Annotated in this window: 12 protein-coding genes; 5 read left to right on the top strand and 7 right to left on the bottom strand. The window is 61.7% G+C overall.

Features of this window, described 5'->3' with window-relative positions:
- Positions 1-67: 67 nt before the first annotated feature.
- Positions 68-1,057, top strand: a complete 990-nt coding sequence (locus tag GTP27_RS04465) for a glycoside hydrolase family 53 protein (protein ID WP_229633377.1) — start codon at positions 68-70, stop codon at positions 1,055-1,057.
- 32 nt (positions 1,058-1,089) lie between these two features.
- Positions 1,090-1,515: a DUF7684 family protein gene (locus GTP27_RS04460; protein WP_202416536.1), complete on the top strand. Its 426-nt coding sequence runs from the start codon at positions 1,090-1,092 to the stop codon at positions 1,513-1,515.
- 95 nt (positions 1,516-1,610) lie between these two features.
- Here the strand turns inward: GTP27_RS04460 and groL are convergent, their stop codons facing one another.
- From groL to dgoD, 7 genes are all read right to left on the bottom strand, one after another.
- A complete protein-coding gene (groL, locus tag GTP27_RS04455) occupies positions 1,611-3,257 on the bottom strand; it encodes a chaperonin GroEL (protein ID WP_161037966.1) in 1,647 nt (548 codons plus the stop codon).
- Positions 3,258-3,302: 45 nt separating this feature from the next.
- Positions 3,303-3,593 carry a co-chaperone GroES gene (gene groES / locus GTP27_RS04450; protein ID WP_008451606.1) on the bottom strand — a complete coding sequence of 97 codons (291 nt, stop codon included), beginning with the start codon at positions 3,591-3,593 and terminating at the stop codon, positions 3,303-3,305.
- Between the two features lie 283 nt (positions 3,594-3,876).
- Positions 3,877-4,860: an L-arabinose ABC transporter permease AraH gene (araH, locus tag GTP27_RS04445; RefSeq protein WP_161037965.1), complete on the bottom strand. Its 984-nt coding sequence runs from the start codon at positions 4,858-4,860 to the stop codon at positions 3,877-3,879.
- The gene (araG, locus tag GTP27_RS04440) at positions 4,857-6,425 is read right to left on the bottom strand and encodes an L-arabinose ABC transporter ATP-binding protein AraG (protein WP_161037964.1); all 1,569 of its coding nucleotides are present in this window, start codon (positions 6,423-6,425) and stop codon (positions 4,857-4,859) included. The genes araH and araG overlap by 4 nt, the downstream gene beginning before the upstream one ends.
- A gap of 1 nt (position 6,426) precedes the next feature.
- Positions 6,427-7,407: a substrate-binding domain-containing protein gene (locus tag GTP27_RS04435; protein ID WP_161037963.1), complete on the bottom strand. Its 981-nt coding sequence runs from the start codon at positions 7,405-7,407 to the stop codon at positions 6,427-6,429.
- Between the two features lie 24 nt (positions 7,408-7,431).
- Positions 7,432-9,924 (bottom strand): beta-galactosidase, encoded by a 2,493-nt coding sequence (locus GTP27_RS04430; protein WP_161037962.1) that lies wholly within the window; start codon positions 9,922-9,924, stop codon positions 7,432-7,434.
- Positions 9,925-9,963: 39 nt separating this feature from the next.
- A complete protein-coding gene (gene dgoD / locus GTP27_RS04425; RefSeq protein ID WP_161037961.1) occupies positions 9,964-11,112 on the bottom strand; it encodes a galactonate dehydratase in 1,149 nt (382 codons plus the stop codon).
- Between the two features lie 249 nt (positions 11,113-11,361).
- Between dgoD and GTP27_RS04420 the strand changes: the two genes are divergently transcribed.
- The 3 genes from GTP27_RS04420 to GTP27_RS04410 all read left to right on the top strand — a co-directional run bounded on the left by GTP27_RS04420 (position 11,362) and on the right by GTP27_RS04410 (position 16,020).
- On the top strand, positions 11,362-12,270 hold the full coding sequence (locus GTP27_RS04420; RefSeq protein ID WP_161037960.1) for an SMP-30/gluconolactonase/LRE family protein: 909 nt from the start codon (positions 11,362-11,364) through the stop codon (positions 12,268-12,270).
- 52 nt (positions 12,271-12,322) lie between these two features.
- Entirely contained in the window at positions 12,323-13,285 is a 963-nt protein-coding gene (locus GTP27_RS04415; protein ID WP_161037959.1) for a LysR substrate-binding domain-containing protein, read from the top strand.
- 155 nt (positions 13,286-13,440) lie between these two features.
- Entirely contained in the window at positions 13,441-16,020 is a 2,580-nt protein-coding gene (locus GTP27_RS04410; protein WP_161037958.1) for a TonB-dependent receptor, read from the top strand.
- Positions 16,021-16,140 lie beyond the last annotated feature (120 nt).

Genomic DNA, 16,140 nt, shown 5'->3' with positions numbered 1-16,140 from the left:
CGGCAGGTGCTGCTGCGCGCCGGTTTTTGGTAGTCGCTTCAACAAAAACAAAGTAGGAGACATAAAAATGAAACTGGAAAAGCGTCTGGCAGGCTGGCTAGCTGCAGCGAGTCTGATGTGGGGTATGGCAGCGCAGGCTGCCACCTTTGCCAACGGAGCCGATGTCAGCTGGGTTAGCCAGCAGGAGGCCAGCGGCTATGCGTTCTATAACAGTAGCGGCGTCAAGACCGACCCGTTCGTGCTGCTGAAAAATCTGCAGGTGAATGCCATCCGCCTGCGCGTGTGGGTCAATCCGTCCGGCGGCTGGAATGATGGCGCGGACGTGCTGTACAAGGCCAAACGCGCGGCGGCACAGGGCCAGCGCATCTTGATCGACTTCCATTACAGCGACGGCTGGGCCGATCCGGGTCAGCAGACCAAGCCTGCAGCATGGGCTAGCCATACGCTGAGCCAGTTGAATAACGATGTGTACAGCCACACGCAGGGTATATTGAGCTACCTGAAAAGCAACGGCATCACAGTCGAGTGGGTACAGGTGGGCAACGAGATCAATAGCGGCATGCTGTGGCCGGAAGGGAAAACCAGCAGCTTCGCCAATCTGGCCCAGTTGATCAACAGCGGCTACAACGCCACCAAGGCCGTCTACCCGAATGCCAAGGTGATCGTGCATCTGGCGAATGGTTACGACAACGCCGTGTTCCGCTGGTTCTTTGACGGCGTAAAAGGGGCGGGCGCCAAGTGGGATGTGATCGGCATGTCGCACTATCCGCCGGCATCGGACTGGGCCAGTTACAACGCCAAAATCTCCACCAATATGTGGGATATGGTGGCGCGCTATGCCAAGCCGGTGATGGTAACGGAAGTCGGCATGGACTGGACCCAGAGCGCCACGGCCAAAGCCATGCTGGCGGATTTGCTGAGCAAGACCAAGGCGCTAGGCAGCAACGGTCTCGGGGTGTTCTACTGGGAGCCGCAAGCCTATCCGGGCTGGCAGGGCTACACCATGGGCGCGCTTGACGCGGCCGGCAAGTTTACACCGGCTATGGACCCGTTCTAGAATGCCGGACGTCATAGCCGAGTAGCCATCCCATGCAAAACCATACGCTCAAATATCTGCACCTCACTCCCGCTAGTCCGCTGCCTGAACTCAAGGGCATGGGGCAGTTTCAGGTCATCCTTGTGCTGGATGGCGAAGTCGCCGAAATGAGCATGTGGGAACTGGCGCGCGGCCTGGTGGAATCGGGCTGCATGCTGGCGCTGGTGTGGGGCAAAGACTGTGAAGCATGGCGCGAAGCGCTGGAAGATGCCGCGCTGGAAGCGGCCGATTACGACGATGTGCCGGCTGAACGCGCCGTGGTGGTCACCGCCCATGATGACGACGAACTGGAAGAAGTGTTCTGGTATGCCCGTCACCGTGCCGCCCATCCGGCGCTGGCGCTGCGCGAAACCCTGATCGTGCATATCGCCGACACACCGCGCCGCGAAGAACTGGAAGCGGCCTACCACGACGTCTGAATCTGATAGTTCGCAAAGCAAAAAGGGCAGATCGCGAGATCTGCCCTTTTTGCTAGCGAGGCTGGCACAGGGACGGCGCTGCCGTCCCTGCGGTATTACATCATGCCGTCCATGCCGCCCATGCCGCCCATACCACCCATGCCGCCCATGCCGCCGGCTGGTTTGTCTTCGGCTACTTCAGCGATCATGCAGTCGGTGGTCAGCATCAGGCCAGCGATCGACGCTGCGTTCTGCAGAGCCGAGCGGGTGACTTTAGCTGGGTCCAGCACGCCCATTTCAACCATGTCGCCGTAGGTGCCGTTGGCAGCGTTGTAACCGTAGTTACCCGAGCCAGCCAGTACGGCTGCAACCACTACCGAAGCTTCTTCGCCGGCGTTCTGAACGATCATGCGCAGTGGCTCTTCCATTGCGCGCAGAACGATCTTGATACCTGCGTCCTGATCCGGGTTGTCGCCTTTGACGCTCAGCGCAGCGCGGGCACGCAGCAGGGCTACGCCGCCGCCTGGCACAATGCCTTCTTCCACAGCTGCGCGGGTAGCGTGCAGTGCGTCTTCAACGCGGGCTTTTTTCTCTTTCATTTCCACTTCGGTGGCAGCACCGACTTTGATCACGGCGACGCCGCCAGCCAGTTTGGCTACGCGCTCTTGCAGTTTTTCACGGTCGTAGTCCGAGGTGGCTTCTTCGATCTGCACGCGGATCTGTTTTACGCGTGCTTCGATGGCAGCAGCCTGGCCAGCACCGTCGATCACGGTGGTGTTTTCTTTGCCGATTTCGATACGCTTGGCCTGGCCCAGTTCTTCCAGGGTGATTTTTTCCAGGGTCAGACCCACTTCTTCTGCCACTACCTGGCCGCCGGTCAGGATAGCGATGTCTTCCAGCATGGCTTTACGACGGTCGCCGAAGCCCGGCGCTTTCACTGCGCAGGTTTTCAGGATGCCGCGGATGTTGTTCACCACCAGAGTTGCCAGTGCTTCGCCTTCGATGTCTTCAGCGATGATCAGCAGTGGACGGCCCGACTTGGCAACTTGCTCCAGTACTGGCAGCAGATCACGGATGTTGGAGATTTTCTTGTCGCACAGCAGAACGAATGGATTGTCCAGCGCAGCAACTTGCTTCTCCTGGTTGTTGATGAAGTACGGCGACAGGTAGCCGCGGTCGAACTGCATACCTTCTACGATGTCCAGTTCGTCGTTCAGCGATTTGCCGTCTTCCACGGTGATCACGCCTTCTTTGCCGACTTTTTCCATCGCTTCAGCGATACGGTCGCCGATCGAGGTGTCCGAGTTAGCCGAGATCGAGCCAACTTGTGCGATTTCCTTGGTGGTGGTGCATGGACGGGCGATTGCAGCGATCTGCTCGACGGTAGCGGCAACGGCTTTGTCGATACCGCGCTTGAGGTCCATCGGGTTCATGCCGGCGGCAACGAACTTCATGCCTTCGCGTACGATGGCTTGTGCCAGCACGGTAGCGGTGGTGGTGCCGTCGCCAGCGTTGTCGCTGGTGCGCGAGGCGACTTCTTTCACCATCTGCGCGCCCATGTTCTGCAGCTTGTCTTTCAGTTCTACTTCTTTAGCAACCGATACACCGTCTTTGGTCACGGTAGGGGCGCCGAACGAACGCTCCAGCACCACGTTACGGCCTTTAGGGCCCAGGGTTACTTTAACGGCGTTGGCCAGTACGTTCACGCCTTCAACCATCTTGGCGCGCGCTGCGTCGCCGAATACTACATCTTTAGCTGCCATGTTTAATTCTCCGAAATTAGGTAGGTACGAGGTCTATCGCAGGTCTTACTTGACCACGATGGCCATGATGTCTTCTTCGCGCATCACCATCAGTTCTTGACCGTCAACTTTGACGGTCTGGCCGGCGTATTTGCCGAACAGAACGCGGTCGCCTACTTTGACATCCAGTGGACGGACTTTGCCGTCTTCCAGAATCTTGCCATTGCCGACAGCCAGGACTTCGCCTTGATCCGGTTTCTCAGCAGCCGCATCAGGGATGATCAGGCCGGACGCAGTTTTGGTTTCCTGGTCGAGGCGTTTGACGATTACGCGATCGTTCAAAGGGCGAAGGTTCATACAAAACTCCTTAATGATTAACAATGGTACAGTTTGTTGCCGCTTCAACAAGGTTGCCGCAGCGGAAATTTAACGAAGCAGGCTGTTAGCACTCCTCCGTATCGAGTGCCAATTATAGGGACGACCCTTGGCCATTTCAAGGCGTAAAATTTGCGCAAGCGCAAAAAAGCACATCTTCCGGGAGGATTCTTGCTTGGAGGATACGAAAACGGGCTTGAGCGGCGGCTCAAGCCCGATTCTGCGTCGCCGGCACGGTGCTCGTGCCGCAGGGGGACGTTAAGGCTTAGCGGCGCTCGCCGCGGGTTTTCAGCTGGTCCAGCAGCACGGCAGCGAGCAGGATCACGCCGCGCATCAGGTACTGGTAGAAGGCGTCCACGTCGAGCAGGTTCATCACGTTTTCTACCGTGCCCATGATCAGCACGCCGATCAGCACACCGAAGATGCGTGCCTTACCACCGAGCAGGGACACCCCGCCCAGCACGCAGGCCGAGATTACGTCCAGCTCGAAGCCCTGCGCTGCGTTAGGCTGGCCGCTGGTGATACGCGAGGCCAGTATCAGGCCGGCCATGGCGGTGACCACGCCCTGTATCAGGAAGATCCAGACGCGCAGGCGCTCCACCTGCACACCGGCCAGACGGGCCGCCTCCGGATTGCCGCCTATGGCCAGCGTGTTGCGGCCGAAGATGGTCTGGTTGAGCAGCACGCCGAACACCACGAAACAGGCCGCGCACACCAGCACCGGCAGCGGCAGGCCGAAGATGCGGCTATCGCCGAAATCGATGAAGGCGTCGTTGCTGATGCCCACAGCCTGGCCTTTGGAGACGATGAAGGCCAGCCCGCGCACCATCAGCATGGTGGCCAGCGTGGCGATCAGGGCGTTGACGCGCAGGTAGGCGATCAGCACGCCGTTGGCGGCGCCGATGATGGCGCCGGCCGCCAGACCGGCACCGACGGCCAGCAGTACGCTGCCCGTATGTTCGAGCACCATGGCGCCCAGCACGCCGGCAAAGGCGATGGTGGAGCCGACCGACAGGTCGAAGTCACGCGAGGCCAGACACAGCATCATGGTGCAGGCTACCATGCCGATCTGCGCGACAGACAGCATCAGGCCGACCACATTGGTCAGCGAGAAGAAGTTCTCCACCGTGGCCGACAGCACGGCGAACAGCACCACATAGCCGAGCGGCATGCTGTAGTCCACCAGCCACTGGCGCTGGCGCGGGTTGGCCGCGGGGGTAGCGGCGGAATTCATTTGTGCGACGTTCATGCAATGCTCCGGATAGGAAGGGCGGAAGATTCGATAGTTTCGGTAGGTTCGGCAGTAATGCTGCTGGCTGCGGCCGTATCGGGCAGGGCCAGCGCCAGCACAGCGGTTTCACTGGCCTGAGCGCGCGGCAGTTCGCCGCAGATCTGGCCTTCGCGCATCACGATCACGCGGTCGGAAATGCCCAGCACTTCCGGCAGTTCGCTCGAAATCACGATCACGCAGCAGCCTTGCTCGGCCACTTCGTGAATGATGCGGTAGATGTCGTTCTTGGCGCCGACGTCGATGCCGCGGGTAGGCTCGTCGAGGATCAGTACTTTCAGGCCCGGTTCGGCCAGCCAGCGCGCCAGTATCACCTTCTGCTGGTTGCCGCCCGAGAGCAGGCGGATTTCCTGCTGGCGGTTCGGCGTTTTGATGCGCAGGCGGGCGATGAATTGTTCTGCCAGTGCGGCCTCGCGCTGGTGGCGCAGGAACAGGCCACCGAGCAGATCGAGCCGGCGCACGCTGATGTTGATGTTCTCGGCCACGGAAGCGGTAGCCAGTATGCCCTGTTCCTTGCGGTCTTCGGGACACAGCACGATGCCGGCGTTGATGGCCGCCGCCGGGCTGCTGGCCGGCACCACGGCGCCGTCAAGCAGCACGCTGCCGGATTTGCGTGCGTCGGCGTTGTACAGCAGGCGCATTAATTCGCTGCGGCCCGCGCCGACCAGACCGAAAAAGCCCAGCACTTCGCCGGCACGCACGCTGAAGCTTTGCGGCTGGCTGATGTGCTGACCCGACAGGCCTTGTACCTGCAGGCGTTCCTTGCCCAGCGGGCGGGCGCGGTAATCGTAGATGTCGGACAGTTCGCGGCCTACCATGTCGCTGATCAGGCGCTCGCGCGGCACCTCGGCCATTACATCATGGGTGACAATTTTGCGGCCATCGCGGAAGATGGTGCAGGCGTCGCACAGTTCGTACAGCTCTTCCAGCCGGTGCGAGATGTAGATCAGGGTGCGGCCTTCGGCGCGCAGTTCCTTCACCAGCCGGAACAGGATTTCCGTTTCGCGGTGCGACAGGCTGGAGGTCGGTTCGTCGAAAGCGATGACCTGGGCATCCTGCATGATGGCTTTGCAGATTTCCACCATCTGGCGCTGGGCGATGGACAGGTCGGCCAGCCTGGCGTCCGGCGCCAGATCGACGCCGATGGCCGCCAGCTTTTCGGCCACGATCTGGTAGGCACGCGGCTTGTCGAGCAGGCCGAAGCGGGTAGGCATGCGGCCCAGCAGCACGTTTTCGGCCACCGTCAGTTCCGGCACGTATTGCAACTCCTGATGGATGATGGCGACACCGGCAGCTATCGCATCCTTGGCGCTGCCGAAGCGGCATTCCTGACCGTTGACGAGCAGGCGGCCGCCATCAGGCTTGTACTGGCCACCGAGAATTTTCAGCAGGGTGGATTTGCCCGCGCCGTTTTCGCCGAGCAGGCCGTGTACCTGGCCGGCATGGGCCGCGAAGCTCACGCCGTTGAGCGCCTTCACGCCCGGGAAGACTTTGCTGACCTGATCAAATTGCAGATACGCGTTCATCTTACTGGCCCATCTGCTTGCGCACTTCGGCCTGATTGGCGCGGGTCATCAGCATGCCCCTGGTCTGCACTTCCGCTGGCGGCACGGCTTTACCGGTGATCCAGTTGAACAGATTGACCGAGGTCTGATAGCCGTGCTCTTTCGCGCTGATCATGACGGAGCCGAAGAAGCCGGTCGCCGCCGGTTTATTCAGTTCGTTCTCGGCCGCTTTGGCGCCGCCTATGCCCACGCCTATCATGCTGTCGGCCTTGATGCCGCGGCCTTCGGCAGCACGCACGGCGCCCAGCACGGCTTCATCGTTGAGACCCACGGCCACCCAGTATTTGAAGCGGAAGTTCTTGGTCAGGGCAATGTTGGCGGCATTGAAGGCGCTTTCCGTATCGGTCTTGGCTTGTGGTGCATCGATCACGTTGGCGGCGGCAAAACCGGCAGCCTTGAGCGCGTCGATAGCGCCCATGGTGCGTTCCCTGGCCGTCGGCAGCTGGTCGTAGGCGACGCGGATGGCGCCCACTTCGGCCATATTCCATTTGCGTGCCTTGATTTCGGCCGCGATGCCTTCGCCTACCTGCTTGCCGATGGCGTAGCCGGAAATGCCCATGTGGGGAATCGAGGCGATGAGCTTGCCGCTGCCATCGACCAGACGGTCATCGACGGATATCACTTTCATGTTGTTGCGGCGTGCAGCGCGTTCCACTGCCGTGCCCAGTTTGACGTCCGGCGCGCAGATGACAAAACCCTGCGCCTTCTGGGCGGCCAGATTGTCGATGGCGGCAATCATTTTCTCGCCGTTCGGCACACCGATTTTGACTAGTACGAAGCCTTTGTCTTTGGCCGCCTGCTCGGCGTAGCGCCATTCATCCTGGAACCAAGGCTCCTCGGCCTGTTTGACGAGGAAGCCGATTTTCACGGCGTCCGCAGCGTGTGCCAGCTGGGATGCAGCCATCAGGCACAAGGCTGCCGCAGCGATTAGGTGTCGTTTCATGAGTATCTCCTTTGCTATTCTTGTTTAAGGCGTGACGCGCAAGCGGTACACCGGCAGTACGCTGACGCCGCGCAGTTGTGCAATCTGTCTGGCTGTGCCGAAGTCGGGCCGCGCTGCGCGCGGCAGATAGACCGGCGCATCGGCACGTAGCGGCAGCACCGACACTGTCAGTTCGCCCCTGGCTGCCGTCTGCGGCGAGCGCAGGCTGACCTGCCACGGATAGCCGCTGTAGTACCAGTCGTCGAGCATGCGGGTGCCGGCAAACAGACGGCCGATGTCGCCCACGAAATCGATCTGCAGCAGGGCGTCGTCGAGGCCGCGCAGCTGTTCCTGCGGCACGCTGATGCGCCAAGCGGCGGCAGCCTTGAAGCTTTCCGGCGCCGGCTGGATGGCAGCATGAGCGCCGCCACCGATCACCACGGGCGCAGCTTCCTGCGCTGCGCGTAGCGGCGTGATGTCGGCTTTTACCGTGCGGGCCGGCAGCTCGGCGCTATAGGTCTGGAACAGGCCATCGTTTCCGCCAGCGCGCAGCACGGATGCGGCGGCATCCGTGTGCGGCTGTTTCGGCAGAGGGGGATACACACCGAAGCGGAACTGGTTGCTGCCGACCGAGCGCAATTGCAGCGCGCCGTCGGCCACGTAATTTTGCTGGGCGCTGAGCAACAGGCGGCGCTGGCCGGCCAGCTGCACCACGCTCAGTTGCTGCGCCTGTTCCGGCGTCAGCACCATGATGGTCAGCGGTCGCGCACCATGGCGCTGCACGGTAAGCGCGGCGCTGGTGCCGGGCTGGATATCGCTCACCAGCAGACGGCCGTTGCTGACGCTGATGCTGGCGCCATAGGCCTGCACCTGCTGGCTCAGCACACCGTCCAGTGCCAGTTCCACCGGCACGCCGGCGCTGGCGCTGAACACGGCTACCACGCCGGCGCGGCCCTGATCGAGCAGCGTCAGTGGCTGGGCCGTGGCGTAGGCGAGGTTGCTGCCGTCCAGATCGAGGTTGAGCGGCCAGATGAAGTAGGCGCCATTGGCAATATCCACCGGCTTGCTGGGCAGCGTCAGGGTCTGGTTCGGCAGCTTGACTTCGAACTGGCTGGCCTGCTGTGCCGCCATGTCGTACTGGCGCACGTGGTTGTTGACGAACAGGAAGCCCCGATCTCCCTCGCTGCGCACGGCGTAGCGCGGCGATTTCAGATCGTCGGGCGTGGCGGGCGACAGTTCCGGTTTGCGCACCGTCATCGGCGCCAGACGGCTGCCGAAATCATGCAGGAACAGGTGGAAGGGGCGCAGCTTCTCCAGCACCTTGCGCTGCTGTCCGTCCGGACCTAGCGGGGCCTGGAAGTCGTAGCTGATCATGGTGGTGTCGTTATAGCCGCCACTGAGCGTGCTTTCTTCCATCGAGGTGCCGCCCAGCGCAGTGGGATTGCGGCCGCCATGGAACATATAGTAGCCCATCAGGTTGACGCCGGAGCCCAGCTGCACCGGCAGCATGGAGGCAATATCGTCGGCCGACACTACGGTGCGGCGGCGGTACATAAACGGCAGACCGGCGCCGTATTCGGCACCGAGAAAGGGCGTCACATCCTTGTCCGTTTCGGCGCTGCCCGGTGCATGGGCCGCCGTCTGCGCACCGAGGTCGCCGCTCACACGGGTATCGAAGCGGAAGGCGTAGGTTTCCTTGGGCGGCAGTTCGGTGGTGCTGGTGCCCCACGGTTCGTCCGGATAGCCGCCGAAGACGGGGGTGACTTCGCCGTGAGGATAAACGGTGCCATCCCAGCCGGTGACGGTGTAGTAGGGCACATCGAGACCGGCTTTCAGGGCCAGCTGCTTGAGCGCGGCGATATGGGCCTTGCCCTGACCGGGGCCATCGAGGTTGTATTCGTTTTCCAGCTGGATGCCGATCACGCGGCCGCCGTCTTTCCATAGCTGGCCTTTGAGCTGTTGGCCGATTTCGCGGTACAGCTTTTCCACCAGCGCCATGTACTGGGCGTCGTTGCTACGGGTGGGCATGCTGTTGACCACCCAGTCCGGCACGCCGCCGTAGCGCACTTCGGCGTGGGCCCATGGTCCCACGCGTACCACGACATCGAGTCCGGCCTGTGCGGCCAGCTGGACGAAGCGGCGCAGATTGCGCTCTTGCTTCCAGTCGAATTTTCCGGCAACTTCTTCGTGGTGGTTCCACATCACATAGCTGGAGACGATGTCGATGCCGGCCGCTTTCATCTTCTGCAGTTCGGCCAGCCACTGGCTTTCCGGCGTGCGGCTGTAGTGGAATTCGCCCATCACGGGCAGCCATGGCGCGCCGTTGCGGGTCAGGTAGCGGGCATTGACGCCCAGCGTGTCGCCGTTGGGCGCGATAGCGCTGCCCATGCGCAGGGCAGCTGCCTGCGGTGCCGGGGTGGCGGCGCTGGCATCGATGCGCAGTGTGGCAGCGTAGCTGCTGCCGCTGCCGGCAAACAGGCAGGCGATCAGCGTGGCGCTGCTGCGGCGGCGCAAGTTAAAAGAGCTTGAGAACAGCATCGGGTCTCCGTTTTTATTCTGTGGCGAGGGTACTGCGATTTACCATTCCGCCACGCTGCCGTCGGCATGACGCCAGATGGGGTTGCGCCAGTCCGGCGCATTGCGGCTCGCTTCGATGACTTTTTCTTCATCCACCACCACGCCCAGACCGGGCTTGGTCAGTGGCTGCATGTAACCGTCGGTAATGCGGAAATCTTCCTTGTTGATGACGTAGTCGAGCAGCTCGCCGCCGCGATTGTAGTGGATGCCCATGCTCTGCTCCTGCAGCACGGCGTTGTAGGAAGCAAAGTCGACATGCAGGCAGGAAGCCAGCGCCACCGGACCGAGCGGGCAGTGCGGCGCCAGTGCCACGTCGTAGGCTTCGGCCATGGCGGCGATCTTCATGCACTCGGTGATGCCGCCAGCGTGCGACAGGTCGGGCTGGACGATGGACAGGCCGCCGGCCTGGAATACATGCTTGAACTCGAAGCGCGAGTACATACGTTCGCCTGCCGCCAGCGGGATGGAAGTCATTTCGGCCAGACGCGGGTAGTATTCGGCCTGTTCGGCCAGTACCGGCTCTTCCACGAACAGCGGACGGTAAGGTTCCAGTTCGCGCAGCAGGGTTTTTGCCATCGGCGCGGCGACGCGGCCATGGAAGTCCAGACCGAACTCGATGCTGTTGCCGAAGGCGGCGCGGATTTCGGCCACACGCTCCACGGCTTTATCCACGGCGGCCGCCGTATCGAGCATGCCCAGTTCTTCCGTGCCGTTCATCTTGAAGGTGTTGAAGCCGCCGGCGCGCAGGGTGCGGATATGTTCGATGATGTCGGACGGACGGTCGCCGCCTACCCAGCTATACATTTTCATGCGGTCGCGTACCAGACCGCCCAGCAGCTGATGCACCGGCTGGCCCATTACCTTGCCCTTGATATCCCACAGGGCCTGATCGATACCGGCGATGGCGCTCATCAGAATTGCGCCGCCACGGTAGAAGCCGGCGCGGTACATGGTCTGCCACAGGTCGTTGATGCGGGCCGGGTCCTGACCGATCAGATAGGGTTCCATTTCCTGTACGGCTGTTTCCACGGTGCGGGCGCGGCCTTCGATTACCGGCTCGCCCCAGCCGACCACGCCTTCATCGGTTTCTATCTTCAGCAGCATCCAGCGCGGTGGTACACGGTAGGTCGTCAGTTTGATGATTTTCATAGAGGCGGAAAGAATAAGTTCAGGAACAGCATGCAGTCTAAGCCCCTGCGCTAGATCGGAAATATGATTAATTCGTAAGTAGGCATATCAATATCGGATAGCTGGCCGCAGGCTGGTAGCGCTATCCGAAAACGCTATGGCAGGGGTGCGATTATTCATAGCTCAGCGGCTGTCTGCGCCCTTAGACTGGCGCGCTAACGGCCTTCATCGCCCATATTCCTACATTTTTCCGAACGGAGCCCCTGCAGCATGAGCCTAGTCTCCACTTATGCCCCCTTGTTGATGCGCTGCGGCCAGAGCGCGGCTGCGCTGCGCTGGGATGTCCGTAGCGGAGCATGGCGCTGGCTGGACCCGGTCAGCGGGCTACTCTATACGCTGGCGGAGGAGGGCGATGGCGCCCAGTCCCAGCGCTTGCAGGAGCATGCCGGGGTGATGGCCATCTGCAGTTCGGGGCGGGTGCTGCTGGGGCAGGGCAAGCGGCTAGGCATGGCGGAACTGCCGGCCGGTGCGGCGTCAGCACGGCCCTTGCAGGCGCAGGTGCTGGCCACCATTGATCCGGCCGAACCGCGCACGGTAATGAGCGATGGCGCTACCGACCGCCATGGCTATTTCGTCTTCGGCAGCGCCAATATCGCCGCCGATCAGCGTCCCATAGGCAGCTTCTACCAGTATTCCCAGCGCTATGGCCTGCGCCGGCTGGCGCTGCCCACGGTCGCCACGGCTTGCGGTATCGCCTTCAGCCGCGATGGCCGGCAGATGTATTTTTCCGATGCCACGCAGGGCGCCATCATGCGCTGCTCCTACGATGCCGAGCGGGCCCGCGTGGGCGAAGTGCAGCTGTTCGCCCAGGGCGGCATAGGCGGCGGGGCGCTGCTGGTTGACGCCAGCGATCAGGTCTGGAGTACCCAGGGGCCGGCCTTGTGCCAGCATGACGCCGGCGGCGCGGTGCGCCAGATGATAGTCATCGGCGCTCAGGTGCTGGCGGGTGCCGCGGCAGGTGGTATGCAACTGGATCAGCTGTTGTTAATTGGCGCAGACGGCGGCGTGTTTAGAGTCTCTCCTCGGGTTGGCGGCGTGGACTTCACGGGACTGGCCGATACGCCCTTCGAGGATGCCTATGCCGAAGCGCTGCCGCTGCGCGCAGGCGCGGCGCGGTGATTGACGCTCACGCTACCCCGCCTTATGATGGGCAAGCTCTTTATCGCCCATCATGACTGATTCCCGCTCCGACCGTTTTGTCCGCTCCCATCTGAAGACCCGCCATCTGGTGCTGCTGGTCGAACTGGGGCGGCACGGTTCCATCGCCCATGCGGCGCAAGCTGCCAATCTTACCCAGCCCGGCGCGTCCAAGCTGCTGGGCGAGCTGGAACACGCCCTCGGTGTTCAACTATTTGAACGGCTGTCGCGCGGCGTAGCGCCTACCTGGTATGGCAAGGTGCTGATCCGGCGTGCCGGTGCGGCGCTGGCGGAAATGGATGCGGCCCATCAGGAAGTGATGGAACTGCTGTCCGGCCTGCGTGGCCGCGTCGGCGTGGGCACGGTGCTGGCGCCTGCAACGGGGCTGGTGCCGCAGGCCATCACGCTGCTCAAGTCGCGCCACGCGCGGGTGCATGTGGCGGTCAGCATGTCCACCAGCAAAGCACTGGTGGAGCGCCTGCGCGGCGGCGAACTCGATCTGGTCATCGGCCGTATCCTCGATACGGCAGCAGCAGATGAACTCAATTTCGAACCGCTGACGGACGAACCGCACCGGCTGATCGTGCGTGCAGACCATCCGCTGGCCGGGCGCGATGATCTGCAGCTGGAAGAGCTGATGGCGCAGTGCTGGATATTGCCGCCAGCCGGCAGCATATTGCGCGACCGTCTGACTGCGCTATTCCTTTCGCGCGGGCTGGAGCAGCCGGCAGAAACCGTGGAAACGCCGGATCTGCCTGTCGTTGCAAGCCTGCTGCTCAATAGCGACATGATCGTGGCGCTGCCGGAAGATGCTGTTCAGCCTTATCTGGCGGCCGGTCTGATGACGGCACTGCCATTCGATCTCGGTGTCAGCATGGACTCCTTCGGTATTGTGACGCGCAAGCGACACCAGCTCTCGCCGGGAGCCGACGCCATGCTGCAGGCGCTGCGCGATGCCGCGGCCAGCATGTATCCTCACTATCGCAGGCCGGACTGAACACGATCATTGCCGGACTATTCCTGATATACGATCTTGATATGGCGCGCACGCAATAAGGAATTGGAACTGCGTGGAGCGTTTCGCTAGCATCCAGTTATTCGTCCGAGTCGCTCAATAGAGACGGAATATAAATACAAACACTGGAGATGCTAATGAAGCATAAAAAAATCAGCTGGCTGATCGCCACGCTATTCACGTCCCCTATGCTGGCGCAGGCACAAGAAGCCGGCAATGCAGCAAATACCGAAACGCAGCAGGTGAACGTCACCGGCATTCGCGCTTCGGTACGCAATGCGCTGGCTATCAAGGAAGCTTCCAACAGCATCGTGGAAGTGGTGTCGTCGGAAGACATCGGCAAACTGCCGGACACCACCATCGCAGAATCGCTGGCGCGTCTGCCCGGCATGTCGTCCGGTCTGGATCGCGGCAACGCCAGCCAGATCGTCGCGCGGGGTCTGGGCCCGCGCTTTATCGGCGCGACCCTGAATGGGCGCGAGCTGGCGTCGTCGGAACCGAACCGCGCCGTGCGATTCGAACAGTTCCCGTCCGAATCGCTGAGCGGTGCCACCATCTACAAGACCCAGTCGGCCGAAGTAGTGGAGGGCGGCATTGCCACCACCATCGATCTGCAGACGGTCAGCCCGCTCAAATACAACGGCCGTCAGGCTTCGCTGAAAGCCGATGCGCTGTACTACGCAATCGGCCGCGACGTGCCCGGTGCCAGCAAGACAGCGCCGCGTCTGGGTGGCATCTACATCGACCAGTTTGATGACCGCAAGCTGGGCGTGGCGCTGGCCTTCAGCTATCAGGACCAGCCTTCCATACAGAAGAACGTCAAGCACTGGGGTTTCAACGAAGACCACTCGGGCGACCTGAATGGCGACGGCAAGGTCGATAAGACACCATGGGGCTGGGGTGATTCGATCAAGCGCGGCAAGGATAAACGCAGCAGCGTGCTGGGCAAGGTGGAATGGAAGCCGAGCAGCGACGCCATCATCACCGGCGACGCCTACTATGCGCAGGCCAAGATCCGCGAGCCGGGTCTGGAGCACTGGAGCGGCGACGTGGGCAACTGGGATGGCTGGCAGAAGTCGGCCTACAGCAACCTCGATATCCGCAACGGCTATGTCGTGGGCGCGACGGTAACGGGCGTGGGGCTGACCACTAACGACACCCTGTGGACGCAGGATATGGATACCTTCGCTACCGGCGTGAACGGCAAGTTCAATGTGGGCGAGTGGAAGCTGGAAACTGATCTGTCGACTTCGCGCGCAGGCCGCGACAGCGCATGGTATGACCTGCGCCAGTCGTCGAAGAACGGCGCTACGGTCAGCTATTCCTTTACCGGCAACGAGAATCCGTCGTTCTCCTTCGGTCAGGATACCGGCAATCCGGCCAACTTCTGGCCCGCCACGATGTACGTCGATACTGACGGCCACCTGCGCGATACGCTCGATGCCCTGCACGTGAACGCCTCGCGCGGCGTGGATTGGGGGGCGGTTAGCCGCATCAAGCTCGGTGCACGCGTGACCGAGCGCCAGAAGGACTACCACCAGACCACGTGGAGTCTGCAGCCGGTCAGCGCGATAGCGGATTCCGAGTACGAGTCGGTCAAGGTCGCCGGTCTGTCGGCACCGTATCTGGCGCTGAAAGACTTCATGGGCAGCACGCTGAAAGCTTTCGGCGCCAAGGCCTACGATCCTAGCGGCCGTACCCAGACCCAGAACGATCTGCTGTCGGGCTGGAAGGTGAAAGAGCGCAGCTCCTCGCTGTATGCACAGGGCGATCTGGATGGCACGCTGGCTGGCCTGAGCTACCGTGGCAATACCGGTGTGCGTGTGGTGCACACCAGCCAGACCGGCGAAGGCATGCAGACACTGAACGGTGCAACGCCAACCCCGGTAGCGGAAAGCGCCAGCTACACCGAAGTGCTGCCTAGCCTGAACCTGATTTTCAATCTGGACGAGAAGCAGGAGCGCCAGCTGCGCTTCAGCGTGGCGCGCGCCATGTCGCGTGCGCCGCTCGATGAAATGCGGGCTTCGCGCACCATTTACATCGACCCGAATCCGACCATGCCGCTCACGGGCAGCGCCGGTAATCCGGGCCTGAAGCCGATGATGGCGAATCAGCTCGATCTGGCTTACCAGTGGTACTTCGGCAAAGGCTCGCTGCTGTCGGCCGGCGCTTTCTACAAAAAGGTTACGCGCTATATCGGCATCACCAGCGACACCACCACCATCGATGGCCGCAAGGCGATCATCACCCGTTCGGTCAACGGCGAGGGCGGTAATGTGCAGGGTCTGGAGCTGGTGTATCAGCACGCGTTCGATAATGGCTTCGGCATCTTCAGCAACTTTGCCTACACCAATAGCGACATCAAGGAGAGCTTCCCGGCGAATAATCCCTTCCCTATCGAAGGCCTGATGAAGCAGAACGGCGGCGTCACCCTGTGGTATGAGCGCGATGGCTTCGAAGCCCGTACCTCGGTCAACTACCACAGCAAGTTTGTGCGTAACCCGACCTGGGCGGCCGGCCAGCTGATCGAGAATGGCGCGGAGACTTATGTCACGCTGAATCTGGCCAAGCAGCTGAGCAAAGAACTGCAGCTGCGCTTCGGCATCGACAATCTGACCAACCAGAAAGTGGTGTACACCAGCGCCAATGTGCCGCAGCAGCAGGAAGTAACGGAATTCGGCCGCCGCTACAACCTCGGCCTGTCCTACAAGTTCTGATCCCGTAGTCGTGTGTTCTGTTGGCGGGGGCGCTTAGCGCTTCCCGCCTTTTTTATTGGCCGGATCAAGTTTATTTTGCTGTCAGACTGACAAGGGCAAGCTCAACATTGATCGTGCGGA

It is taken from the genome of Duganella qianjiadongensis, assembly GCF_009857915.1.
GTDB classification, from domain to species: domain Bacteria; phylum Pseudomonadota; class Gammaproteobacteria; order Burkholderiales; family Burkholderiaceae_D; genus Rugamonas; species Rugamonas qianjiadongensis.
Note: the sequence above shows the minus strand (reverse complement) of the source record. Positions and strands in the feature narration are given on the sequence as shown.

Excerpts from the sequence above, each read along its gene's own strand:
- GTP27_RS04465 (WP_229633377.1), top strand. The coding sequence starts at position 68 with ATGAAACTGGAAAAGCGTCTGGCAGGCTGGCTAGCTGCAGCGAGTCTG.
- GTP27_RS04460 (WP_202416536.1), top strand. The coding sequence starts at position 1,090 with ATGCAAAACCATACGCTCAAATATCTGCACCTCACTCCCGCTAGTCCG.
- groL (WP_161037966.1), bottom strand. The coding sequence starts at position 3,257 with ATGGCAGCTAAAGATGTAGTATTCGGCGACGCAGCGCGCGCCAAGATG.
- groES (WP_008451606.1), bottom strand. The coding sequence starts at position 3,593 with ATGAACCTTCGCCCTTTGAACGATCGCGTAATCGTCAAACGCCTCGAC.
- araH (WP_161037965.1), bottom strand. The coding sequence starts at position 4,860 with ATGAACGTCGCACAAATGAATTCCGCCGCTACCCCCGCGGCCAACCCG.
- araG (WP_161037964.1), bottom strand. The coding sequence starts at position 6,425 with ATGAACGCGTATCTGCAATTTGATCAGGTCAGCAAAGTCTTCCCGGGC.
- GTP27_RS04435 (WP_161037963.1), bottom strand. The coding sequence starts at position 7,407 with ATGAAACGACACCTAATCGCTGCGGCAGCCTTGTGCCTGATGGCTGCA.
- GTP27_RS04430 (WP_161037962.1), bottom strand. The coding sequence starts at position 9,924 with ATGCTGTTCTCAAGCTCTTTTAACTTGCGCCGCCGCAGCAGCGCCACG.
- dgoD (WP_161037961.1), bottom strand. The coding sequence starts at position 11,112 with ATGAAAATCATCAAACTGACGACCTACCGTGTACCACCGCGCTGGATG.
- GTP27_RS04420 (WP_161037960.1), top strand. The coding sequence starts at position 11,362 with ATGAGCCTAGTCTCCACTTATGCCCCCTTGTTGATGCGCTGCGGCCAG.
- GTP27_RS04415 (WP_161037959.1), top strand. The coding sequence starts at position 12,323 with ATGACTGATTCCCGCTCCGACCGTTTTGTCCGCTCCCATCTGAAGACC.
- GTP27_RS04410 (WP_161037958.1), top strand. The coding sequence starts at position 13,441 with ATGAAGCATAAAAAAATCAGCTGGCTGATCGCCACGCTATTCACGTCC.